19 protein-coding genes and 1 tRNA gene are annotated in these 25,331 nt (G+C 33.7%); 13 read left to right on the top strand and 7 right to left on the bottom strand.

The genetic code is table 11. From position 1 onward, the window contains the following. The first annotated feature begins 32 nt into the window (after positions 1–32). Together ACQUQZ_RS09510 and ACQUQZ_RS09515 are read left to right on the top strand one after the other, a co-directional pair. A tRNA-Thr gene (locus ACQUQZ_RS09510) sits at positions 33–105 on the top strand. 524 nt (positions 106–629) lie between these two features. Then, entirely contained in the window at positions 630–2,285 is a 1,656-nt protein-coding gene (locus ACQUQZ_RS09515; RefSeq protein WP_435354649.1) for a sodium/sugar symporter, read from the top strand. Positions 2,286–2,336: 51 nt separating this feature from the next. On the opposite strand, the gene ACQUQZ_RS09520 is transcribed toward ACQUQZ_RS09515, so the two are convergent. The 4 genes from ACQUQZ_RS09520 to ACQUQZ_RS09535 all read right to left on the bottom strand — a co-directional run bounded on the left by ACQUQZ_RS09520 (position 2,337) and on the right by ACQUQZ_RS09535 (position 6,522). After that, positions 2,337–3,539, bottom strand: a complete 1,203-nt coding sequence (locus ACQUQZ_RS09520) for a multidrug effflux MFS transporter (RefSeq protein ID WP_435354650.1) — start codon at positions 3,537–3,539, stop codon at positions 2,337–2,339. Positions 3,540–3,737: 198 nt separating this feature from the next. Further along, the gene (locus ACQUQZ_RS09525) at positions 3,738–4,736 is read right to left on the bottom strand and encodes an aldo/keto reductase (RefSeq protein WP_435354651.1); all 999 of its coding nucleotides are present in this window, start codon (positions 4,734–4,736) and stop codon (positions 3,738–3,740) included. Positions 4,737–4,825: 89 nt separating this feature from the next. Continuing rightward, positions 4,826–5,725 carry a helix-turn-helix domain-containing protein gene (locus ACQUQZ_RS09530; RefSeq protein WP_435354652.1) on the bottom strand — a complete coding sequence of 300 codons (900 nt, stop codon included), beginning with the start codon at positions 5,723–5,725 and terminating at the stop codon, positions 4,826–4,828. A gap of 11 nt (positions 5,726–5,736) precedes the next feature. Further along, a complete protein-coding gene (locus tag ACQUQZ_RS09535; RefSeq protein WP_435354653.1) occupies positions 5,737–6,522 on the bottom strand; it encodes a hypothetical protein in 786 nt (261 codons plus the stop codon). A gap of 442 nt (positions 6,523–6,964) precedes the next feature. On the opposite strand from ACQUQZ_RS09535, the gene ACQUQZ_RS09540 reads away from it, so the two are divergent. The 6 genes from ACQUQZ_RS09540 to ACQUQZ_RS09565 all read left to right on the top strand — a co-directional run bounded on the left by ACQUQZ_RS09540 (position 6,965) and on the right by ACQUQZ_RS09565 (position 17,161). Further along, a complete protein-coding gene (locus ACQUQZ_RS09540) occupies positions 6,965–8,431 on the top strand; it encodes a histidine kinase (RefSeq protein WP_435354654.1) in 1,467 nt (488 codons plus the stop codon). Positions 8,432–8,774: 343 nt separating this feature from the next. After that, complete coding sequence (locus tag ACQUQZ_RS09545) at positions 8,775–9,191, top strand: response regulator (protein WP_435354655.1); 417 nt, start codon at positions 8,775–8,777, stop codon at positions 9,189–9,191. 8 nt (positions 9,192–9,199) lie between these two features. Next, the gene (locus ACQUQZ_RS09550; protein ID WP_435354656.1) at positions 9,200–14,443 is read left to right on the top strand and encodes a PAS domain S-box protein; all 5,244 of its coding nucleotides are present in this window, start codon (positions 9,200–9,202) and stop codon (positions 14,441–14,443) included. A 2-nt stretch (positions 14,444–14,445) separates the two neighbouring features. Then, positions 14,446–14,877, top strand: coding sequence for a response regulator (locus ACQUQZ_RS09555; protein ID WP_435354657.1), 432 nt, complete (start codon positions 14,446–14,448; stop codon positions 14,875–14,877). A gap of 14 nt (positions 14,878–14,891) precedes the next feature. Continuing rightward, the gene (locus tag ACQUQZ_RS09560; RefSeq protein WP_435354658.1) at positions 14,892–15,890 is read left to right on the top strand and encodes a response regulator; all 999 of its coding nucleotides are present in this window, start codon (positions 14,892–14,894) and stop codon (positions 15,888–15,890) included. Positions 15,891–16,027: 137 nt separating this feature from the next. Continuing rightward, the gene (locus ACQUQZ_RS09565; protein WP_435354659.1) at positions 16,028–17,161 is read left to right on the top strand and encodes a cytochrome-c peroxidase; all 1,134 of its coding nucleotides are present in this window, start codon (positions 16,028–16,030) and stop codon (positions 17,159–17,161) included. Positions 17,162–17,263: 102 nt separating this feature from the next. On the opposite strand, the gene ACQUQZ_RS09570 is transcribed toward ACQUQZ_RS09565, so the two are convergent. Then, on the bottom strand, positions 17,264–18,163 hold the full coding sequence (locus ACQUQZ_RS09570; RefSeq protein ID WP_435354660.1) for a helix-turn-helix domain-containing protein: 900 nt from the start codon (positions 18,161–18,163) through the stop codon (positions 17,264–17,266). Positions 18,164–18,322: 159 nt separating this feature from the next. On the opposite strand from ACQUQZ_RS09570, the gene ACQUQZ_RS09575 reads away from it, so the two are divergent. From ACQUQZ_RS09575 to ACQUQZ_RS09590, 4 genes are all read left to right on the top strand, one after another. Continuing rightward, entirely contained in the window at positions 18,323–19,084 is a 762-nt protein-coding gene (locus ACQUQZ_RS09575; RefSeq protein WP_435354661.1) for a hypothetical protein, read from the top strand. A 186-nt stretch (positions 19,085–19,270) separates the two neighbouring features. Continuing rightward, entirely contained in the window at positions 19,271–19,813 is a 543-nt protein-coding gene (locus tag ACQUQZ_RS09580; RefSeq protein ID WP_435354662.1) for a gluconate 2-dehydrogenase subunit 3 family protein, read from the top strand. Positions 19,814–19,899: 86 nt separating this feature from the next. Next, on the top strand, positions 19,900–21,615 hold the full coding sequence (locus ACQUQZ_RS09585; RefSeq protein WP_435354663.1) for a GMC oxidoreductase: 1,716 nt from the start codon (positions 19,900–19,902) through the stop codon (positions 21,613–21,615). 67 nt (positions 21,616–21,682) lie between these two features. After that, positions 21,683–22,879: an esterase gene (locus ACQUQZ_RS09590; protein WP_435354664.1), complete on the top strand. Its 1,197-nt coding sequence runs from the start codon at positions 21,683–21,685 to the stop codon at positions 22,877–22,879. A gap of 52 nt (positions 22,880–22,931) precedes the next feature. Here ACQUQZ_RS09590 and ACQUQZ_RS09595 read toward each other — a convergent pair whose 3' ends face one another. After that, entirely contained in the window at positions 22,932–23,783 is an 852-nt protein-coding gene (locus ACQUQZ_RS09595) for an aldo/keto reductase (protein WP_435354665.1), read from the bottom strand. Positions 23,784–23,785: 2 nt separating this feature from the next. Next, positions 23,786–24,697, bottom strand: a complete 912-nt coding sequence (locus ACQUQZ_RS09600; RefSeq protein WP_435354666.1) for a helix-turn-helix domain-containing protein — start codon at positions 24,695–24,697, stop codon at positions 23,786–23,788. Positions 24,698–24,868: 171 nt separating this feature from the next. Here ACQUQZ_RS09600 and ACQUQZ_RS09605 point away from each other — a divergent pair, with 171 nt between their 5' ends. Then, positions 24,869–25,321, top strand: a complete 453-nt coding sequence (locus ACQUQZ_RS09605; protein WP_435354667.1) for a nuclear transport factor 2 family protein — start codon at positions 24,869–24,871, stop codon at positions 25,319–25,321. Positions 25,322–25,331: the final 10 nt, after the last annotated feature.

Raw genomic sequence — 25,331 nt, forward strand, 5'->3', positions numbered from 1 at the left:
ACACAATACTAACAAAGTTATTTAATATAATTGCCTCCATAGCTCAGCTGATAGAGCAACTGACTTGTAATCAGTAGGTCGCTGGTTTGATCCCGGCTGGGGGCTCAAGTATAATAGAATTTATCAATTCCTTTTAAGCTGTAAGATTCATCTTACAGCTTTTTTGTTTTTTATTCCTTTTAAAACAAAAAAATGGGTCAAGCGATAAAGTGCATCAATCGTTAAAGTTGGGGGATTAGACATAAATTTTTGATAGTCTAAACAAGAAAAAGTTTACATGGGGCAATCGTTAAAGTTGGGGATTGCATAAACTTTTGATAAAGTAAAATCAAAGGAGTTTATACTCCATAAATCTCTAAACTAATTGATTTTGGTAAAAAAGGTATTTCCAAAATCAGATTTGTCAATTTCTTCTAAGGTTCATACTCAACAAATAAAGGTGAAAAAGATTGATATTAAAGAGGGGGCATTGTGATAACCATTCAAAGTTTATAATCATGATTGATTATAATTTAAAGTCATTCTAATATTTTTATAAGGAATAGGAAATTCATGTTTTTGTAAAATAGTTTGCTTGTTCGCTAAAAGCTCACTATTTTTCAAAATTATTCACCCCTAAAAATTTAAAAATGATACTTGGACTCGAAACCCTCGATTACGCTATTTTTTTGATTTATTTTGTCATCGTTTCCTCATACGGCTACTGGATCTACAAACATAAAGGAAAACAGTCGGCTGATAGTAAGGACTTTTTTTTAGCTGAAGGCTCATTGACTTGGTGGGCGATTGGTGCTTCAATTATAGCCTCAAATATTTCTGCAGAACAATTTATTGGTATGAGTGGCCAAGCTTTTCAATTAGGAATCGCTATTTCTGTCTATGAGCTTTTGGGAGGCGTATCTTTGATAATTGTGGCGGTTTATTTTTTGCCAATGTATCTCAAAAATAAGATTTACACCATGCCACAATTTCTTGCCAAACGCTATGATGCACGATTGGCAACGATTATGGCTGTTTTTTGGCTTTTCCTCTATATTTTCGTCAACCTTACCTCTATTATTTATCTTGGCGGACTAAGTTTAGAGAAAATGACTGGGTTTAGTTTTATGTCATGTACAATTTTCTTGACCGTTTTTGCTGTAATCATTACACTTGGGGGCATGAAAGTAATTGGTTATACTGATGTGATTCAAGTAGTTTGTTTGATTTTTGGTGGATTAGCAACTACTTATTTAGCTCTTGATTTACTTTCAACAAAGGTAGGCACAGGCTCAGGTGTTTTTGAAGGGATTAATCTCATTGCTCAAAAAGCAGATAGTCATTTACACATGATTTTTAAGCCTAATCAATATCAAGTACACGATGGTCGTGGCGGCTTTATTGATGCCTATAATCAATTACCAGGAATAATGATGTTTATCATTGGCGGGCAATGGGTAAATAATCTAAATTATTTTGGTTGTAATCAATACATGACTCAACGAGCTTTGGGTGCCGACATTAAAACCGCACGTAATGGTGTACTTTTTGCCGCATTTTTGAAAATGTTAATGCCTTTTATTGTGGTTTTACCTGGTTTGGCTGCCTATGTTTTGTTTCAAGAAAATGCTGACCAAAATATAGTGAATGGTATTACTCAAAATGGCATTGTGAAACCAGATAATGCTTATCCTGTTTTGCTTAATCTGCTTCCAGTTGGATTAAAAGGTTTGGCATTTGCTGCTTTGACCGCAGCCATTGTAGCTTCTTTGGCTGGTAAAGCTAATAGCATCTCAACGATTTATATGCTGGATATTCATGCTAAGTTTTTCAATAAAAATATGACTGAAAAACAAACAGTTTGGACAGGTCGATTGGTGATTGTGATTGCCTTTATTATTGCTCTAATCGTTAGCCCACTTTTAGCTAATTTTGGACAAGCATTTGAGTACATTCAAGTTTATACAGGGTATATTTCTCCTGGTATTTTGAGTATTTTCTTGTTAGGTTTTTTCTGGAAAAAAGCAACGGCCAATGGTGCTTTAACTGCCGCAGTCTTGAGTATTGTTCTTTCAGCAATTATCGCTAATCTATACCCTGATTTTCCTTTTTTAAATCGTATGGGTGTTGTTTTCTGGATTTGTTCGTTGGTACACATTTGTATTAGCTTGATTCAGTCGAAAGGAAAAGACCAAGAAAATGCGTTTGAAGTGAAAAAAGAATGGTTTAAAGTAGATACTAACTTTGCCATAGGTGCATTGGCAATTATTGCTATTTTTACACTTATCTACTCGATTTTTTGGTAAGAAAGCTTATGGGTTTACGGACGATAAAGTTTCCGTAAACCCATGATTTTTTTAAATAAAAATTATACTTTTTCTTTTCAAAACCAATCTCCCTACTCTAAAAATAGTTAATCCTACTAAAGCACAACCGGCCATCACACCAGTCATAGGTAAGCTTGTGCCATTGCTTAACGCACCTACTAAAGCCGCTGAAAGTGATCCAATTCCCATTTGTATTGCTCCCAAAAGTGCAGAAGCACTTCCAGCTTCTTTTGAAAAAGGAACTAATGAAAGGGCTGAAGAATTAGGAAAACTAAAACCTTGACAGCATAAAAATAAAAAAATGAGTAGAATTGTACTGTATAAATTGAGCCAATCAAATATACTTGCTATAAACAATGTAATCCCAATGATGGTTTGTATGGTTAAAACTACACTAACGATTTGTTCTGATCGGAATGTTCTGAGAGCTAAATTATTAAGTTGACTACTCAAAATAAGTCCCCCAGCTAAAAAACCGAATATCCAACCATATTGTTGCTCGCTGACATGATACATTTTCATAAATACAAAAGGCGAACCAGATAAATAAGCATAAACTCCACCCGAAACCATCGAACCAGCAAAAGCATAAGTAAAAAATTGTGGATTACGGAAAATATTATAAAAACTTGGTATAATATGTTGAGGTTTTAACGATATACTCGGGTCTGGTTTTTTACTTTCAGCTAATTGAAAAATAACAGCCAAAAATAAGAGCAAGCCCATTGCTCCTTGTAACCAAAAAACGGAATGCCAACCCAAAGCTGTAATCATATAACTACCAACTGTAGGTGCAATAATGGGCGATACCCCCAAGATTAGAATAAGTGTAGAAAAAATCTTGGCACTTTCTTGTAAAGGAAAACTGTCTCTTACGATGGCTCTTGGAGCAACCATTCCCACGCAACCGCCCAATGCTTGTAAAAATCGCAAAGCAATAAGCGTTTCTATGGAGTTGGCTAATGCACAGCCAATTGATGCAAGAAAATAAATAACTAAGCCAATTATTAGTGGTGTTTTTCTACCAAAACGGTCAAGTAAAGGGCCATAGATTAATTGACCTACTGAAATACCAATAAAAAAACTTGATAGAGAGTAAGAAACAATATCTACGCTAACTCCTAAATCGCTTGCAATACTTGGAAATCCAGATAAATACGTGTCAATTGAAAATGGGCCTATGGCTGAAAGTAAGCCAAGAATAAGAATTAAAATAAATCTGTTATTGTTCATGTATGATTAAGAATTGGGGTTATTGATGCCCAAGTTTTGACGTATATATACATCAGTAGTCAATAATTAGTTCTTATAAAAAGATAGTTATCTTGATTTTTTACTTTAAAATAAGCTTCAATAGCATTCGATAAGTATTTTTCTGTCAAAAAAAATACTTATCGAACTAATGTTTAAATAATTTTTTAAAAGGATAAATTATAAGCCCGTCGAACGTTCCATTGCTTCGGTATATCTGCTACCTATAATTTTCACTTGTGCAGAAGCGGCTTCAATCTCTTTTAATTCATCCACCGTTAAATTGATACCTACTGCTCCATTATTTTCTGTCAAACGATGGATTTTAGTAGTTCCTGGAATAGGTACAATCCAAGGTTTTTGTGCCAAAACCCATGCTAAAGCTATTTGGGCATTAGTAGCGTTTTTCTCTTGAGCAAAACGCTCAATAACTTGTAAAAGTTCTTTATTCGCTTCTCTTGCCTCTTCGGTATATCTTGGTAAAATATTACGAATGTCACCTTCAGCAAATTTAGTCGTTGCATCTATTTTTCCAGCCAAAAATCCTTTGCCAAGTGGGCTAAATGGGACAAAACCAATGCCCAATTCTTCGATAGTAGGGATAATTTCAATTTCGTGTTGGCGAGTCCAAAGTGAATATTCACTCTGAAGAGCTGTTACAGGCTGAATAGCATGAGCTTTACGAATGGTGTTTGCACCAGCCTCAGAAAGTCCAAAATGTTTTACTTTTCCTTCTTGAATTAAATCTTTTACTGTTCCAGCTACATCTTCAATAGGAACATTTGGGTCAACACGATGTTGATAAAACAAATCAATAACGTCAATATTTAATCTTTTCATGGACTCTTCTGCCACTTTTCTGATATTCTCAGGACGAGAGTTTACACCTGACATTTTTCCATCTACTATATTAAACCCAAATTTTGTAGCGATTACAAGTGGAATACCACCTTTCCCATTTTTGAAAGGTTCAAGAGCTTCTCCTACTAATAATTCATTAGTATATGGACCATACACTTCGGCAGTATCAAAGAAAGTGACTCCTTGCTCAACAGCAGCACGAATCACTTTTATCATCTCTGTTTTTTCGCCCGCTGGGCCATACCCAAAACTCATACCCATACAACCCAAGCCTATGGCTGACACTTCCAGATCTTTTCCTAATTTACGTTTTTCCATTTTTTTATGATTATTTTTAAATTATTTAACTGTTTTTTTAAATGCCCCATCACTGATGTTTTTAATCTCAAACCCAAGTAATTGCAAACTCAACCATTTCTAAATTTTGAAGGACTCAAGGCTGTATGTTTCTTAAAAAAATTATTAAAATGTGTTACTTCGGTAAAGCCTAAGGCGTAAGCAATTTCTGCTACATTCCAGTTACTATGTTTGAGCATAATTTTTGCTTCTTGGAGTAAACGTTCGGCAATGATTTGAGTAGTAGTTTTCTTAGTAATTTCTTTGACAGCTCTATTCAGATGATTGACATGGACATTTAGCTGATTAGCAAAGTCGGATGCTGAACGCAAACTAATACTTGGGTGGTTTTCATCAATGGGAAACTGACGTTCTACCAACTCCAAAAACATCGTCGAAATTCGCTGAGAAGCATTTATCTGCTGTTTTTCAAAAGAAGCCGCAGGCTGCATTTTAATAGCAAAATGTATCAGTTCAAATACCAGATTACGCAAAACGTCGTATTTATGTACATAATCTGAATTTATTTCATCAAACATTTTTTTGTAAATGGGCTTTATTTGTTCCACTTGCTCGTCTGATAACTCAAATACATGATTGCCCGTCGGTTGAAAAACGGAATATTGGTTCAAATCTCCGAATCTATGAAAAAAGTGCTGATTGAAAATACAAAAGAAGCCTTCTTCGATTCTTTCTAAGTTTTCACACTTATAGGGAATTTGAGGATTTGAGAAAAATATTGCCTGCTTTTTGACAGCAACTACTCTGTCGGCATAACTCATATCAATATTTCCAACCACCAGCATTATCTTGAAGAAATCTCGTCTTTTGTAGGGAAGCGGCTTTGTTTTACCAACTTCAATAGGCTCATGCTCAAATACATTGAAATGTCCAATTTCATTCTTGATATTATCAGGAATCCAATCAAATTTTCGTTTATAAAATTCTTCTAAAGATTCAATCTTTTCCATATAATTGACATTTATTGCTTTTTAAATTTACCACCAAACACATAATTCAAACCAATGTTCCAATTAAAATCTTTAGCTATAATATTGCCGCTAATTTTTTTATTCATTATCGCCCCGATTGATACAGGCCAATTTTTTTTGAAAATACCAAATGAAGAGGCTATAAAAAAGCCCTCTTTCTCATCTGTTTTCAAATAAAAAACTTGTGGATTAATTCTAAAACTGATGCTTTCTGATATTTTTAAATTTGTTAAAGCCATTCGCAAAGATAGATAATGCGTGTTTTTGGTAGTTCCTATGTCAATTCCACGCCCATACATATAGTAAAGGCTTGTGCTAATATATTTGTTAATCACAAAGTTTTGATTCAATTCCTCAGTTAGATAACGTCTGGTTATAATATGGCTACTTTCTACCCCTTTTATAGTGGCAAGTTCATCTTTAAAATTAAATCCTGGATGTATGCCTACACTCATTTGGTATTTTGATTTGAGAATTAATTTATGTCTCAGCCAAAACAAAAAAGACCAAGGTTTACCTTCTAAAGAAAACCGAAGTTCTGGCTCAAAAGTAGTTCTCTTGCCGCCCATAATCAAATTAATGATGGTAGCTGGTTTACCTAACGAAAATGAAGGAATATTTGAAAAGCCATTATTGGTTAGATTGATAGCACCCGAAAAAGTTCTTTCAACCTTCGTGTTATCGAGTTTTTGTGAAAAACAAGTTTGAACAATCACAATAAACAATAGTAAGAACACGACCTTTGTAAAAAGGTTTTTAGTAAAATTAAAAATCATCTGTTTATTTTTAAAGTATTTGACATTACAAAATTATGAGCTTTTTGCAGTGATTTTTAACTAAATTCAAAGTGAAACTTACGAAAATCAAACAATGAGTTTTAAAGAAGTATTATTATAAGATAAAGATATGTAGGAATGGTAAAATAAACTTGACCAAAATAAAAGTTTGACATTTGTGTTTTACACCAAAATACAGATTCAACTATGGGAACACCAAAATAATATGGAGTAAACTATTAAAAATTAAGTATTTATTACTAATAATTTTTAAGTAATAAGTACTAATATTTCATTTTTTTTATTATATGTAATTTCTACACAAATTGTTATAAACTTTAATTTTTTCTGTATATTTGTAGAGTGTGGTATTTCACTCATATCACCTCTGTTGATTATACACTAAATCAGGTTTTTCCACCTACGAATGCAAGAGAATTGAGTGATTAAGGATAAAAAAACATATCATTTACTAATTATTGAAGACAATATAGGAGATTTTACATTAATAGCTGATTACTTAGCCGAATTAATGGAAAATGTCAACATTGTGCATGCTCCAAATTTCAAAGAATCAAAAAAAATACTCCAGCAATCCGCTAATTATTTTCATGTTATTTTATTAGACCTTTCATTACCCGATAAAGGAGGTGAAAAATTAATCACCGAAATTATTGAATTAGCTTTTGAATCTCCAGTCATTGTACTTACAGGTAATCACGACATTGATTTTAGTATTAAATCATTGTCTTTGGGTGTATCGGATTATTTGCTGAAAGAGGATATTAATACTTCACTATTATATAAAAGTATTTTATATGCCATCGAGCGTAAAAAGGCAGTATTAGAATTGGAGGCCTCAGAAAAGAAATATAGCGATCTTTTTCACCTCAGCCCACAACCAATGTGGGTTTATAGTCAAGGTACGAGTAGATTTGTTCAGGTCAATCAAGCTGCTATCAAAAAATATGGTTATTCTAAAGAAGAGCTACTTCAGATGAGTTTTGTAGAATTGGGGGAGGAGTCTGAAGGGAAAAGGCTGATGGAGCTATTGAATAAGAACGAAAGTAGCCAAGAAAATGTGTTTATAGGTAGATTTAAGCATTTCAAGAAGTCAGAGGAAGCCATTGAGGTTGAAATCTATTGCAATCAGATTATCATGGATCAAACCATTTGTAAATCTATCATTGCATTTGATATTACTGATAAAATACATGTCATTAACTCACTTCAATTAGAAAAACAACAAAGTGCTCGTTTTCAGTCTCAATTACTTAGTTCGCAACTGACACCTCATTTTATATTTAATACTTTAAATTCATTTCAATACTATATCCTCAAAGGCGATATAAAAGATTCGGTACAAAATATTGCTGAGTTTTCGCAACTGATGCGACAAGTACTTGAAAACTCAGATTCTCCTTATATTTCTTTTCATGATGAGATAGCCTTTATAAATAACTATATCAAAATTTCAAAAAAAAGAATCAATCGGTCATGTGATTTTTCAATACAAACTTCCGAAAACTTTAAAAGGAGAAGTCAGTTTATTCCGCCAATGTTGCTCCAACCCTATATTGAAAATGCCATTATTCATGGTTTTGCTAATACAAACCAACATTGTCAACTTTTAATTGATATAAGTTTAAACAATGGCCATATTACCTGTAAAATTAAAGATAATGGTATAGGTAGAAGAGCATCACAAGCAGAAAAATTGAAGCTTGCTGAATCAAATAAGACATCCATGGCAATGAGTATCAATAATAAAAGAATCGATTTATTAAATGAGTATTCAGATAGAAACTTCAAAGTTGAAATTATTGATTGCTATGATGAAAATCAGCTTTCGACTGGCACAGAAGTTGTGATAAGTTTTGAGCAAATAACAGATGAAGTGGCAGAATGAAGATGGCAAATCTATTTTTGCATCTTTAATCTTTTTAAGTAAATTTGTTGTTATTACTTCCCAAAAAGAAAAAGTACATTTTAGTACTTATTTATAAAAATCTCTCCCAGACCAAAAGGTCTTGCATTTAAGTTGAGAGGAACAGCTATTGCTATTTAAACCTCCATGAAATTTTAAACTGATAATCTGACATTATCACTGCTTTTTTGTTCTGAAACGGTGCTTTTTCTGACCCTTATGTATTTAGAGGTTATTAGTGAAATGTTTTGTTCTATGTAGAAAATAATATTCACTGTCTTTTATGTGGTATTATTTAAAAGTATTAATGATAAATAGAAAGCGTATGGGACATATATTACTGATGGTTGATGATGATGTAATGATTCAGAAACTACATTCCATGATGGTGAAAAGAAATGAATTTGTTGATGATTCTTTTAAATTTGAAAATGGGCAATTAGCCTTAGATTTTTTAAGGCAATATGATGAAAATCAGTGTTTTATTGTATTTTTAGATATAAATATGCCAATTATGAATGGTTGGGAGTTTATGGATGCCATTAATAAAGAATTACTTGGAAGACCTATTTTTGTTGCAATTGTAAGTTCATCAGTTGATTCGTCTGACGTTGTGAAGGCAAATACCTATCCTCAAGTGTTGGCGTATATTGATAAACCACTCAACAATAATGCTCTTCAGTTACTAAAAAAACACCCAAAAATTGCACATTTATTTCAAGAAAGTCAGGTCAATAATTGAAAGAAGCTATGTCAGATCTACTTGCCACCAATATTTTTAATGCTTTCCCGTTGCCAAGTTTATTAGTTTCGGCTGATGTTCCATTTACAATTCAAAGTGTAAATAAAGCCTATTTACAAGAAACTAATAAGTCATCAGAAGAACTGCTTGGAAAAAGTATAGTTGACTATTTTGCAGAAAACAGAATGGATTTTGGAGCACTTGAACAATCATTGCTTCAAGTAATCAACACAAAACAAACTCAAAAATTGTTTGTGCCAATCAACAATGAACAAAAAAATGAATTTGAAAACATACCAGTTTTTGATGAAAATCAAGAAATAACCTGTATTATTCATTCGCTAAGGAGAGTATCTCTACTCAAACCAAAGACTGATGAAAAAGAATTAGCCCTCTTGAAAAATAATATACATGAACCTTATGTGATTATTGATACCAATCTCCAAGTTACTTCATTTAATCAACAATTTGTTCAACAAACAAAAGAGTACTTTGGATATGATGTGAGATCTGGCGTGTCAATTTTAGATTTGGCTCAACCTGAAAGGAGGGAAATAACGGCTGAAAAATACAGATTTGTTTTACAAGGTCATAAAATTCAAAATAAAGTTGAGTTTAAAACCAAAGAAGGTAACATAATCAAGCTATATGTGAGTGATAATCCAATTTTTAACGAATTGGCTGAAGTAATTGGCGTATTTGTTTCTATTCTTGATATTACCGATTTTGCTGAATTAGATAAAAAACAAAAAGAGCAAGAAGCAGATTTTAGAGCATTAATAGAAAATACACCAGATCTTATTTATTCGGTTGATTTAGATTTTAACCTGATTACTTTTAATTCGTCGTTTACCAACGCAATGTTGTTATTTGCCGCCATAAAAGTTGAGCGTGGAATGAATATTTTTGATTTGTTTGGAGAGAACAAAAGAAAAAAATATGAAAATGTATTAGAAATTGTAAAGAAAGAGGGAAGATATGTGTTTGAAGACAATTTTATTTTTAATAATGAAATTGTTATTTTTGAAGTAGCTGTTAACCCCATTTTTAGTGAGAATAAGAGTTTGTTAGGAGTGACTGTTTTTTCAAAAAATATAACTGAACAAAAAAAACTAAAGAAGCAAGAAGAAGAACAAAGGACGGAATTCAAAGCTTTGGTTGATAATATGACCGATATTGTATATTCATTGGATATGGATTACAATTTTATCACTTTCAATAAGGCTATGGTTGATGCCTCCATATTTTTGATTGGTCAACCCCCTCGAAAGGGAATGAATTTGATTGAAAATTTTGCTTTTGGAAAAGACAAATACTTACGACAAAACCTTGGTAAAGCCGCACAAGGTAAAAGTACATCATTTTTGTACGAAGAAGATATAAACAACGAACTGCAAATTTTTGAGGTATATGTAAACCCAATCTTTAATGATGATGCTATACAAACAGGTTTTTCGGTGCTTTCCAAAGTTGTTACTGAAAAAATAAAAGCAGAAAGAGCCAAAGAAAAAACGCTTCATACACTCAATAATATTATGTCTTTATCCTTAGATGTCATTTGTACGATTGACAATCAGGGTAAATTTACCAATATCAATGCAGCAATTTATAAATTATTAGGTTATCGGCCAGAGGAAGTTATTGGAAAACTTTGTTTTGATTTTATTTATCCAGAAGATATTCCAAAGTCAAGAGAAATTGGAAAAAAAATAATTGAAGGTAAAGGAATTGAAAATTTCGAAAACCGGTATGTGCATAAAAATGGGAGAATTGTTGATGTTTTATGGTCGGTAAGAAGAGAAATTGAAGAAGAAGTTTTATACTGTACGGCCAAAGATATTACTGAAAAAAAGGCCATTGAAAAGGTTTTGTTCGATTCTTTCAATCGTTATAAATATCTGTTCGAGAATAATCCAGCTCCTATGTTTATTTTTGATTTTAAAACATTACAAATTATTGATTGTAATGAAGAAACATTGATAAAATATGGCTATACAAAGGAAGAATTTTTACGCTTAACGATAAAAGATATTCGTCCCGAAGAAGATATACCTTTTATACTCGATTTGACTCGAAGTGAAGAATCTTTTGGAGGGGTACATCGTGGAGTTTTTAGGCACTTAAAGAAAGATGGAGAAATTATTTTAGTCGAAGTTGTTGGGCATTTAATTGAATTATCTGGGAGAAAAGTAGGCTTAGTTCAAATAAAAGATGTAACAGAACAAGAGCGAGCTTTGAGAATACTCAAAGATAACGAAGCCAAATTGAGAACAGCTACAATTACTGCAAAATTAGCTTATTGGCAATTAGATAAGAATAGACAATTTTCTGCTTCTGACGAAATATTTAATGTTTTAGGGATTCAGGAAACATGTAGCATTGACTACGATTCATGGCTTAATATTATTCATATTGATGATAAACAACTCTATATCGAAGCCGAAAATGCTGCTTTTGATGCAGGCAATGAAATAGATATTGAGATTAGAATTATATTTAAAAGTGAATTATATAAATGGGTACACATTAGAGGCAAGGCTGTAAAAGATGGCAATGAAAATGTCATTTTTCTTGAGGGAACACTCCAAGATATTACTGAACAGAAAAAAGCACAAATTGCTTTGCAAGAACGCAATTTTTTCATTGAAACTGCCTTAGAAAATTTACCTATAGGAATATCTGTCAATAGAATAGATGATGGAGTCTGTACCTTGATGAATAAAAAATTTGAAGAAATTTACGGTTGGTCGAAAAAAACTCTGAAAGATATTTCAACATTTTTTGAATCTGTTTACCCAGATGAGACTTACAGAAAAGAAGTTTTTGAGCGTGTAATGGATGATATAAATAGTGGAGAATTAAATCGTATGAGTTGGGAAGGTGTTGATATTATCACACAATCAGGAGAAAAACGTATAATAAATGCTAAGAATATACCCATTTATGCTCAAAATTTAATGATTTCAACAGTAATTGATGATACAGAAAGGATAAAAACTCAAAAAAAACTAATTCAAAGCAACGAACGTTATAATCTAGTCACCCAAGCTACCTCTGATGCTATTTGGGACTGGGATTTAGTCAATAATTCAGTATTTAGAGGAGGAGGATTTAATAATATATTTGGTCATGAAGAAAGTGGGCTATCATCAACGATTGAGTCTTGGAAAGCATATTTACATCCTGATGATGTAGATAGAATTATTGGAAGTATTCAAGTAGCAATCGAAAGTGAAGCCACAAATTGGAAAGATGAATACCGATATCTGAAAGCAGATGGAAAATATGCTTATGTAATTGATAAAGGCTTTATTTTGAGAGATAAGCACGGAAAAGCCATTAGAATGGTAGGTGCAATGCAAGACATTACTGAGCGGAATGAAAGAGAACAACAATTAAAACTTTTTGAATCAGTTATTATCAATACCAATGACGCTGTTTTAATTACTGAAGCAGAGCCATTTGACGAGCCTGGCCCTAAAATATTGTATGTTAACAAGGCTTTTACAAAAATGACTGGTTATACGGCCGAAGATGTCATCGGGAAAACACCACGAATCTTGCAAGGACCTAAATCAGACTTTCAAGAATTAGAAAGATTAAGCAAAGCATTACGCAATTGGGAATCTTGCGAAATCACTACCATTAATTACAAAAAGAATGGAGAAGAGTTTTGGATTAACTTTTCAGTAACACCCGTAGCTGATGAAAAGGGTTGGTTTACGCATTGGATAGCGATTGAACGTGACATCACCGAAAAAGTAAACTATGAAAGAGAACTAATTGAAGCAAATCGCAAAGTTATCTCTACACTTGAAAGTATTCAAGATGGATTCTATTCATTGGATCAAAATTGGATAATCACTTATTGGAATAAGGAAATGGAAAACATTTCTAGGGTAAAAAGAGATGAAATAATTGGGAAAAATTATTGGGATACTTTTACAAACAAGATTAGACTAAAATTTTATGATGAATTCCATCGAGCAGTTGCCGAAAATGTGCCAGTTAGATTTGAAGAATACATTAACCGAACTGGCTTATGGCTTGAGGTGAGTGCATTCCCTTCGGAACATGGAGTAACTGTTTTTACAAAAGATATTACTGAAAGAATACTAATTGAGGAAAAAATAAGGTCTGAACGAAAATTATTACGAACTTTAATAGATAATTTGCCAGATACCATTTATTTCAAAGATACAGAAGCAAGAAAATTGATCAGTAATAGAGTAGATCTACTATTGCAGGGTGTGTCTAACGAGGAAGATGTTTTGGGTAAAACGGATGCAGAATTATATGCTGATAAGGGATCATGCACTGGTTATCAACAAGATTTGGAGATTTTAAGGACAGGCAAAGCGATTATTAACTATGAAGAATCGTTTACAACCAACGATGGACACTTATTATGGCTACTAACTTCCAAAATGCCTATTTATGACGATAATAAAAAAATAATAGGACTATTGGGAATTGGAAGAGATATTACTGAGCGTAAATTAGCCGAACAAAAATTAGAATCTGTTAATAAAGAACTGCAAAAAAATGTACAACAACTGCTCATTTCAAATGCAGAGCTCGAACAATTTGCTTATGTCGCTTCGCATGATTTGCAAGAACCTTTGCGAATGATTACCAGCTTTTTGTCACAAATTGAGAGAAAATACAAAGATGTAATTGATGAAAAAGGTAAACAATATATCTTCTATGCTGTGGATGGTGCGAAACGAATGCGGCAAATCATTTTAGACCTGCTTGAATTTTCAAGAGTGGGAAGAGCAGAAGATAAAATGGAGGTAGTTGACTTAAATGATTTAGTGAATGAGATTCTAGTACTCTATAGAAAACAAATTAAAGAGAAAAAGGCAGTTATGCAAATTGATACACTTCCAACAGTGAGGGCTTCAAAAAGTTCGATGCGACAAGTGTTTCAAAATCTAATTTCAAATTGTTTAAAGTATGTAAGTGCTGAAGAAGGTTTTGTACCTCATGTTGATATTACTGTAAAGTCTGAGGCTAATATGTGGGTTTTTGCAATAAAAGACAATGGAATAGGTATTGACTCGCAGTATTTTGAGAAGATTTTTATTATTTTCCAACGATTACATAACAAAGATGAATATTCTGGTACAGGTATCGGTTTAGCTATTACCAAAAAAATAATTGAAAATTTAGGCGGAAGCATTTGGGTTGAATCTGAGCCTCATAATGGAAGTACATTTTATTTTACAATCCCTAAAAAGGAAATTTAATCATGAAACCAATACACATACTTTTAGTTGAAGACAACGAAGGTGATATTATGCTTACTGTTGATGCTTTTGAAGAAGGCAAAATTAGTAATAATATTAGTGTCGTTCGAGATGGGAATGAAGCAATTGATTTTCTGACACAAACTGGAAAATATGCTTCAAGAGAGCGACCTGATTTGATTTTGTTAGATGTTAATTTACCCAAAAAAAATGGGCATGAGGTATTACACCTGATTAAAACTAATGATGGACTCAAACATATTCCTGTCATCATGCTAACTACATCGTCTTCAGAAAATGATATTGAAAAAGCCTATAAAAACTTTGCCAATTGCTATATTACAAAGCCAATTGACGTCAATGATTTTATGGTTGCCATTTCTAAAATTGAAGATTTTTGGTTTAGTATTGTTTCTTTACCTAATAATTCTTAAATAGTTTCTTGACAATGGAGGACCTGAAAATCCATACAGTACTGGTTATTGAAGATAACATTGGTGACTTTATATTGATAAACGATTATCTGGAAGAACAGATTGTTGATCTTAATGTTATTCATGCGAAGAGTTTTTTGGAGGCAAAAATAGTTTTTGACAATAAATCAAATAGTTTTGATATAATTCTTTTGGATTTGTCATTGCCAGATAAAAATGGAGAAGAGTTGATTTTAGAAATTATTTCAATGTCTGAAGGAATACCTGTAATTGTATTGACTGGATATTCAGATATAGAATTTGGTATCAAATCTATGTCTTTAGGTGTAGCTGATTATTTATTGAAAGATGATATTACAGCTTCATCTCTCTACAAAAATATTCTTTATACGATTGAAAGAAAAAGAAAAGAGTTAGAACTGGAAGAATCAGAGAAAAGATACAGCGATTTGTTTCACTTGAGCCCACAACCGATGTGGGTTTATGATGCTGAATCTTTACAATTTCAAGATGTCAATGCAGCAGCAATCGAACACTATGGCTACAGCAGAAATGAGTTCTTAACAATGAAGATGACAGACATTTTGCCAAAAGTAATCAGCATGAATAGTCTTAATTTAAATCAAGAATTAGCTGAAATAAGTGAAAATAGTCAACATCAAAAGAAAGATGGCGAGATTATACAAGTAGAATTAAAACGAAATAATATTATTTTTAAGGGAAAGAAATCTGAAATCGTTGTAGTGAATGATGTTACTAAAATACGTGAATACATTATTGCCATAGAGAAACAAAACACAAAACTCCAAGAAATCGCTTGGATGCAATCCCATATTGTACGAGCTCCATTAGCAAGAATGATGGGGGTAATTGATTTGATGACTGATGATTCTTTGACAGAGCAAGAAAAGCAGGAATTTATGACTAACCTACTTAGCTCAGCAAACGAGTTAGATAAAATCATCAGAGATATTTCTAATAAAACCCACGAAGCCAAAGTTACCTATCAATAATTGGAATGTAGTATTTCGTACGATTTTTTTTGAACCCTTATTAATATTCTTCATTTAGTGTAAATTTAATAAATTTGCATGCTTTATCACAGACGAAAAAACAAAAGAATTAAATTGCTGATTATTTTAATAGTTTTATGAAAAAAATACTTTTAGTATTTGTTTTAGTTTGTTTTTCGCTATCAGTTTTTTTTGCTTGTAAAAAAGAGAAAGAAGTAATTATTCAACCGACTGTTATAGATAATTCTGATAATAATTCATCAGTGACGATTCAGTATTTAGGGAAATTACTTTTTTATGACCCAATATTATCAGGCAAAAAAGATGTTGCTTGTGCCACTTGTCATCATCCTGATTTTGCTTATGCTGACGGACGTGATTTATCGATCGGTGTAGATGGAATTGGTTTAGGTCCTAATAGACATTTTCTCATATCGACATTCACTAAAAGGAAATCTCAGACCATACTCAATACTGCTTTCAATGGTATGGATGAAAATGGCAAGTATGATTCTACCAATGCCCCGATGTTTTGGGACTCAAGAGCGAAAAGTTTGGAAGAACAAGCCTTGATACCTATTAAATCAAGCGTAGAAATGCGTGCTGATACTTATCCAGAAGACTTGGCTATTGATAGTGTTCTGGCTCGAATTAAGAATATCAAGGAATATCGCACTTTATTTGCAACCATTTTTAGTGGGCAGCAACAATCTATCACATCTTCAAATCTTGCTAAGGCTATTGCGGCTTTTGAACGATCATTGACAGCGATGAATGCTCCATACGACCGCTATATGCGTGGCGAAATAGCTGCTATGACAGATTTACAGATTCAAGGTATGAGTTTTTTTCAGATAAATGGTTGTGGAAGATGCCATACTGGAAATATGTTTTCTGATTATAAATTACATGTCCTTTCCGTACCTGATAATCCCAAGGCAATTGAGTCTGATAATGGTAGCAATGGTACTTATGCGTTTCGTACCATGAGCTTACGAAATGTAAAATTGACAGCACCTTACATGCACAGTGGGGTATTTAAAACATTGGACGAAGTATTTGATTTTTACAATTTAATTTTAAACTCAAAATCAAGAAATCCTAATGTCCCAAATACGAAAATTGACCCACTTGCCACTATTTTAAGACCAAATAACACTTCAAGAACAGCAATTAAGGCTTTTATTGAAGCTCTAACAGATGAAAAATTTGATAGGTCAATGCCAAAAACAGTACCGAGTGGTTTGAATGTAGGAGGAAATATCAAATAAAGTTCTTCTGAAAAGTAATCAAATAACCAATTTCTGTGCTACTAAACGCCTGATAATCTCAGGATTTTTGGTTGTCAAAAAACGGATTGATAAAGAAACATTTTAGTTCAAGTTCTTGTACTCATTTGGTGAAACACCTACTCGTTGTTTAAAGAGTCTTGTAAAATGCTGCGGATATTTATAACCCATTTCGTAAGCGATTTCGCTGATAGTCTTGTTGGGGTCGAAAAACTTTTCTTTGGCAATCTCAATTATTTTGGTTTGGATATATTCTAAGGCCGATTTACCAGTTTCTTTCTTTACCAAATCTCCAAAATAATTGGCCGAAAGGTTCATTTTTTCGGCACAATACGCAACAGTAGGCAAACCTACAATTTGTGGCAGATTCGATTCAAAATAGTCATTGAGTAATTGCTCAAATCGCACTAAAATATCCTTGTTGATATTTTCACGAGTAATAAACTGTCGGTCGAAGAAACGTACACAATAGTTTAGGAATAACTCTAAATTGCTGATTATTAGTGTTTTGCTATGTTTATCTATTCCTCGCTCAATTTCTTCTTTTATTTTTTTGAAACAGTCTAATACAATTTGTCTTTCACGCTCAGAAACATGCAAAGCTTCATTGACATCATAAGAAAAGAAACCATATTCTTTGATCGTTCGCCCTAAGGATGTACCACGAATAAAATCGGGATGAAATGCCAATGCCCAACCGCTGGGTTGTACCCAAATTTCATCAGGTAAATTAAACCCAAAAACCTGTTCGGGTGCAATAAAAATGAGTGTTTCTTCTTGATAATCGTACTGATTACGACCATAAGATAATTCTTCACATTTGACATCTTTCAAAAAAATAATATAAAGCTCTGAAAGATATTTATTGGCTTTAATTTTAGTTGATTGTGACTGGTCAAGCACACTTACCAAAGGATGCAAGGTTTCTTGCCCTCTACGAGAATTAAACTGTGTAACACTGCTTAGTTTTTCGATTTTTTCCATCATTTCTAAATGCTATTCATCCAAAAATAAGATAAATCTATGAGTCATTTTTATATCTGTTTGATTTTCGGTAAAAATGGTAAATAATGCTGTAAAATAGGTAAGTAGAAACATGAAAAAAGTAGAGAATTTTGCAGCTAACAAAAAAGTTTCTTTTCAATGAAAAAATTAACCCTTCTTATTTGTATATTATTTTCTTTTAATAATGCTTTCTCACAAACTACTGATAGTACTCAAACACAAAGTTTTTTGAGGGGGCAAATTACAGCTACTAATAATGGCGTTTCACTAATACCCTCATTTTCATTGGGAAAACCTGCGGTTTTGTTCGATTTAAATATCGGAAAAGGTCGATTGAGTTTTGACCCTATGATTAGGTTTGGTATGAATGGGAAACCTTGGACTTTTGTTTTTTGGTGGAGATACAAACTTATTCAGCAAAAGAAATTTACGCTTAGCTTGGGGGCTCATCCTTCGGTAGTTTTCAGAGATATTTCGGTTGTTGAAAATGGTATTCAGAGAAATTTCTTAGCCGCTCAACGATATTTTGCATGGGAGGTATCACCTACTTACTTGATCAACAAAAACACAAGTTTGAGTTTATATTATTTAGGTTCTAAAGGACTTACAAAAGATATTGTACAAAACACTACATTTCTGGCTGCCAGAGCTGCCATCAATAATATAAAAATCACTAAAGTGCTTTCTTTTAGTGCTATTCCCCAAGTATATTACCTGAAAATGGACAATAAAGATGGCATTTATGCAAACATGACACTCAACTTATATAAAAAGAATTTTCCAGTTTCTCTTAATGCAATTGCAAGTAAAGCAATCAAAACGGAGATTGTTGGTAAAGATTTTTTGTGGAGCATTGGCTTGGTATATAATATCAATAATAAGTATAAGAAGCTGAGATAGAAACTTTATTTTTTTAAGATTAATCGCCTTTGATTCTCCTTTCATCTAAAAATTTGACCCTTGAAAAATACAAAACCCTCTACTACTTTTTAAGTGTTTGTTTTACACGAATAAATTTTGGTCACATGAGTGAAATATAAGATTGAATAAATATATTTGTTTCCATAAATTATTCAATCCTAAAAAATGAACAGAAGAGAGGTCATAAAAAATGTAGCCTTGATGTTTGGTGGTGCGTTCTCTGCACCCACACTCATGGCAATGGATCATTGGGAAAATGCTACAAAACCCAATTCCAACTTAGCGGCTTTCAACTTAACCGAAACTCAACAAAAGATTGTCGCTGAAATTGCCGAATTAATCATTCCCAAAACCAATACGGTTGGAGCAAAAGATGTAGGTGTGCCTGCGTTCATCGAAATGATGCTGAGAGATTGTTATAAAGCACCCGAACATCAAAGTTTCACAGATGGCTTGGCTTCTATGGAGCAGGTGCTTTTTTTGGAATTAAATAACGATGAAAGAAGAGGAGTACTGAAATTGTTAGAACAAGAAACCAAAAAGAATACAGGAAAAACAACACCATTTTGGCGATTAATAAAAGAACTTACTTTACTTGGTTATTTTACTTCGGAAGCTGGTATAAAAGCTTCGTTTGAATATGTTCAAGTTCCTGGAAAACTCGAACTAATCAAGTTAAAACCTAACCAAAAATCGTACGCATATTAAATATTTATCAAAAGTCCATTTTTTAATAGATGAGTGGATAATTAAGTTTAATGTGTGAAAATCAACCTATAAATAATCGAAAAAACATGAATCTGAATATAAAAGCAAGTAAAAATAACACTTTTGATGCAATAGTGGTAGGTTCGGGTATGTCTGGTGGTTTTGCGGCAAAAGAACTTACAGAAAGAGGCCTAAAAGTGTTGATGATTGAACGTGGTCATGAAATAAAACACGTTCAAGATTATGATACTGCAATGAAAGAACCTTGGGATATTGCACACCGAGGAAGAACAACACACGTTTCTGCCGAAGAAAGATGGGCAAATAGCCGTTTTTGGGGATTGGGCAGCGAAGAGGTAGTCAATCATCTGACAAACGATAAAGAAAATCCTTACATTGAAAAACGACCTTTTGATTGGATCCGTGCCTATCACACAGGTGGGAAATCAATGCACTGGGGACGTCAATCGTATCGCTGGAATAAACAGGATTTTGAAGCTAACGCTAAAGAAGGAATAGGTATTGATTGGCCAATCAGATATGAAGATTTAGAATCTTGGTACACCCATGTTGAGAAGTTTGTTGGAGTAAGCGGACAAAAAGAAGGTTGGGATGTATTGCCTGATGGGCATTTTTTACCAGCAATGCCGCTATTTGCTCCCGAAGCCCATTTCAAAAATAAAATGTTTGAAAAATTTAACCGCCCTGTGACGGTCGGTCGAGTAGCAAATCTTACGCAACCCCAAGATATTCATACTTCTTTAGGTCGGGCATCGTGTCAATATCGTAATAAATGTCAAAGAGGGTGTCCTTATGGCGGTTATTATAGTTCATTATCGGGGTCAATTCCTGCGGCAATGCGAACCAACCGTTTGAGTATTTTGCATGATTCGATAGTGGCCGAAATCATTTACGATGAGAAGAAAAAAAGAGCTTCAGGTGTTCGTATTATTAATCAGAATACAATGCAGACTGAGGATTATTTTGCTAAAATTATCTTTTTAAATGCAGGGTCTATCAATACTGCGGCATTAATGCTTAATTCAAAATCGAATCGTTTTCAGAATGGATTTGGCAACGATAGCGACCAAGTGGGTAGAAATTTAATGGATCACCAATTAGGTTCTGGGGCAACGGCGATGGTAGAAGGTTTTGAAGATGATTATGTTTACGGACAACGCCCTAATGCCATGTATATTCCACGTTTCCGGAATTGGGGTAACGATAGGCAACAAGCCTATCTTAGAGGTTTTGGTTATCAAGGAGGTGCCAGCCGAGAAAGTTGGAATAGGGGAGTAAGTGCCGATGGTTTTGGTGCTGATTTCAAGCAAGGCTTAACAAAACCTGGCCCATGGACTATCAGTATTGGAGGTTTTGGTGAAATTTTGCCTAATTCTAACAATAGAATTTATCTTGATTCAGAGAAGAAAGATAAATGGGGGATTCCGATGATAGTTACTGATGCTGCATTTGTTGAAAACGATTGGGCAATGCGTAAAGATATTATTACATCAGCAGTTGAGATGCTCGAAACAGCAGGTTTTAAAAATGTGGTGCCTTATGACCGACCAACCCACATGGGTTTAGGAATCCATGATATGGGAACTGCTCGCATGGGACGTGACCCTAAAACGTCGGTTTTAAATGCTTTCAACCAAGTACATGATTGCAAAAATGTATTTGTTACTGATGGAGCTGCAATGGCATCTTCTTCGTGTGTAAATCCATCAATTACTTACATGGCACTTACTGCCCGAGCGGCAGATTTTGCAGTGAAGGCTTTGAAGAAGAAAGAGCTATAATTTTACATTTGCCACGAATATATGCTACTTCGGCATATCTATTCGTGGCAACCATTCGAATATAAACATGAAAAGAAAGCAGACTTACCTATTATTTATACTTTTTATTGGTTTAAAAACTGTATTTGCACAGGAAATTCCGAAAGAATTAGAAAATGTCATTTCTCCGCAAGTAAATGCTGATGGCACAGTGACGTTCCGTTTTTTAGCTCCCAAAGCTGATAGTGTGCAAATTACTTCAGATTTTCTGCCACCAGTAAAAGTAAAAACACGTTTTGGCTTACAAGATGGACCAGGTGCAACTAATTTGATCAAAGGTAATAATGGACTTTGGACATACACTTCAAAACCACTTGAATCAGAATTGTACAGCTATTCGTTTATTGTTGATGGAATTAGAACAAATGACCCTAATAACCCCTATGCCCTTCGTAATTCAGCATCTTTGACGAATATTTTTATTGTTGGAAATGGACGTGCCGATTTATATAGAACAAATGAAACACCTCATGGTTCGGTGACACATTGTTGGTATCCGTCTTCTGGGTTGAAAATGAATAGAAGGCTAACAGTCTATACACCAGCGGGTTATGAGCAATCGACTGAAAAACTCCCTGTGTTGTATTTATTGCATGGAGCAGGTGGAGATGAGGATTCGTGGTCGGCACATGGCCGTGTTATTCAGATTATGGATAATTTGATTGCACAAGGAAAAGCGAAACCAATGATTGTAGTAATGCCCAACGGAAATGTGGTTCAAGATGGTGGCTACGGGCAAGGAAAAGATGGTTTTTACAAGCCTGAGTTCTTATTACCCCGTTCAATGAACGGCGAATATGAAGCCAATTTTTTGGACATCGTAAACTATATCGAGAAGACTTTCCGAGTGAAAGCTGATAAACAGAATCGTGCCATTGCAGGGCTTTCGATGGGTGGTTTTCATAGCATGCACATAAGCAGATATTTTCCAAATACTTTTGATTATGTTGGACTTTTTTCGGCTGCTTTGATGCCTCGTGAAGATGCGACTGGAAAGGTTTATAGCAATATTGATGCTACGTTAAAAATACAAAAAGAAAACAGGCTGAAATTGTATTATATCGCCATCGGAAAAGATGATTTTCTGTACCAAAATAATGTTGATTTTAGGAAAAAATTAGATGATTTGGGCATGAAATATGAATATTTAGAAACAGACGAAGGACATATTTGGAAGCTCTGGCGAATTTATTTAGCCGATTTTGCCCCTAAGTTGTTTAGATAACCTATATACGGATGCACTAATTCTAAAATTAGTACATTCGTAAAGTAAACATTTAAATGTCTAATTTTCTTGTTGCCATCCACTTAATAATTTCAGGATTGCGATGGTCAAAGAAAAGACTGGTTTTGGTATCAAGTGTTTTGATGATTGCCATATCTTTGGCTTCGATTTCAAAGTCAAAAATGTTAAAGTTTTCTGCCATTCTTTCTTTACGGACTGATTTTGGAATCACAACTACAACACGTTGGGTAAGCCATCTCAAGATAATTTGAGAGACACTTTTATCGTATTTTGTGGCCAACGAAACCAATAATTCATTCTTAAAAATATCGTTTTTACCTTCAGCAAATGGTCCCCAAGATTCAATTTGAACATTGTTTTCTTGTAGAAAAACTTGATTATCAATCTGTTGGTTAAAAGGGTGCGTTTCTACTTGATTGACGACTGGAGGTATTTTATTGAACATCATCAAATCCATTACACGGTCTGCTTGAAAGTTTGAAACGCCAATCGCTCGTACTTTTCCTGCTTCATATAATTCTTCCATTGCACGCCACGAACCGAAAACATCGCCATAGGGCTGATGAATGAGATATAAATCCAAATAGTCGAGTTGCAAGCGGTCGAGTGATTTTTGAAACGCTTTTTTTGTATTGTCATAACCATTATCTTGCACCCAAAGCTTGGTTGTAATAAATAATTCTTTCCGCTCAATTCCACTATTTTTGATAGCATTGCCTACGGCTTGTTCATTCATATAGGATGCCGCTGTATCTATCAAACGATACCCCACTTCGATGGCATCAATCACAACTTTTTCGCATTCATTGGCATCAGGAATTTGGAATACTCCAAAGCCCAAAATTGGCATTTCGATGCCATTATTTAATTTAACTGTCTGCATATTTAGTTCAAGTTTTTGTATTCATTTGGCGAAACACCTACACGCTGTTTAAATAATCTCGTAAAATGTTGAGGATATTTAAAACCCAATTCGTACGCTATTTCATTAACCGTTTTATCATTCTCAAATACCTTATTTTTCGCTACTTCAATAGTTTTATTTTGAATATAATCTTTGGCCGATTGTCCTGTCTCTTTTTTTATCAAGTCACCAAAGTAATTAGCCGATAAATGGAGTTCATCAGCAAAATAAGCCACCGAAGGCAAACCAATGATATGGGGTTTATCTGATGAAAAATAGGTGTTCAATAAATCTTCAAATTTTTCTAAAATGCCTTTGTGAGCCACCTCTCTTGTAATAAACTGGCGGTCATAAAATCGCTCACAATAATTTAGAAATAGTTCTATATTTGAGGCAATAAGCTTCTTACTATGCTTATCAATGGGCTGTTTTAGTTCAAATTCAATTTTGGCAAAGCAATCCATAACCATTTGCCTTTCATCGTCAGATAAATGAAGGGCTTCGTGGGTTTGGTAATTAAAAAACTTGTAATCCTGTATATTCTTTCCAAGCGTTGTACCTCTTAGAAAGTCGGCATGAAAAACCAATCCATAACCCATCGGTTGATATGTAACTCTTGGATTTTCCATTTCAGCGACTTGCCCAGGAGCAAAAAACACCAACGTACCAGCCTGATAATCATAGTAATGACGGCCGTATTTCAAATCGCCACATTTGACATCTTTCAGAAAAATGCTATACAATCCATATTGAAATTTAATTGTATCTACATCACCCCAATCTCTCAGACTTGCCTTTGAGTAGTCAATCACACTGACCAAAGGATGTAGCGTTTTGTTGTTGTTGGCAGTATTATATTCATTGACACTATCTAAGTTTACAATTTTTTCCATATCAGTTTTTGTTGAAAATCCCTGTTTGTAGTAGAATCCTAAAACAAATTTAATGGTTCTTTCATATGCCTTTATTCATATCAGTAAAAATGGTAGAAAAAGCAGTAATTTTTATACTAACAAAGCAAGAAAGTTGACAGAAATTTGTGCTTCAAAAAAACAAAACCATTAATGAAAACAAACATCAAATTTTTAGTCTTAATACTTTTTTGTTCTATTTCAGCTTTCGCTCAATCATCAAAAGACGAACAGACTGTTTTGCAAATATCAAAACACAAATGGCAATGGATGGCCGATAAAAACGTAGATAAACTCAAAGACTTATTTGATGCCAAAGCTAAGTTTGTTCACATGAGCGGCACTTGGAAAACGGACGAAGAACTCGAAATTATCAAAACAGGTAGCATTTGGTATAAAGAGGCCCAAGTGCATGATACTGCCATCGAACTTTCTGGCGAAACAGCCATCGTTTGGAATAGAATTACGCTCATCGCCATGTTAAGAGGTACAGAAGCCAAAACCGAATTCACAGTAACGGAAGTTTATCAAAAACAAAAGAAAGATTGGAAAATGCTGGCCTTGACATTCAGTAGTGTGAGAGATACGCATCAGATAAAGAAATAACAATTTTATA

It is taken from the genome of Emticicia sp. SJ17W-69 (assembly GCF_051209875.1).
In the GTDB taxonomy this organism is placed as follows: domain Bacteria; phylum Bacteroidota; class Bacteroidia; order Cytophagales; family Spirosomataceae; genus Emticicia.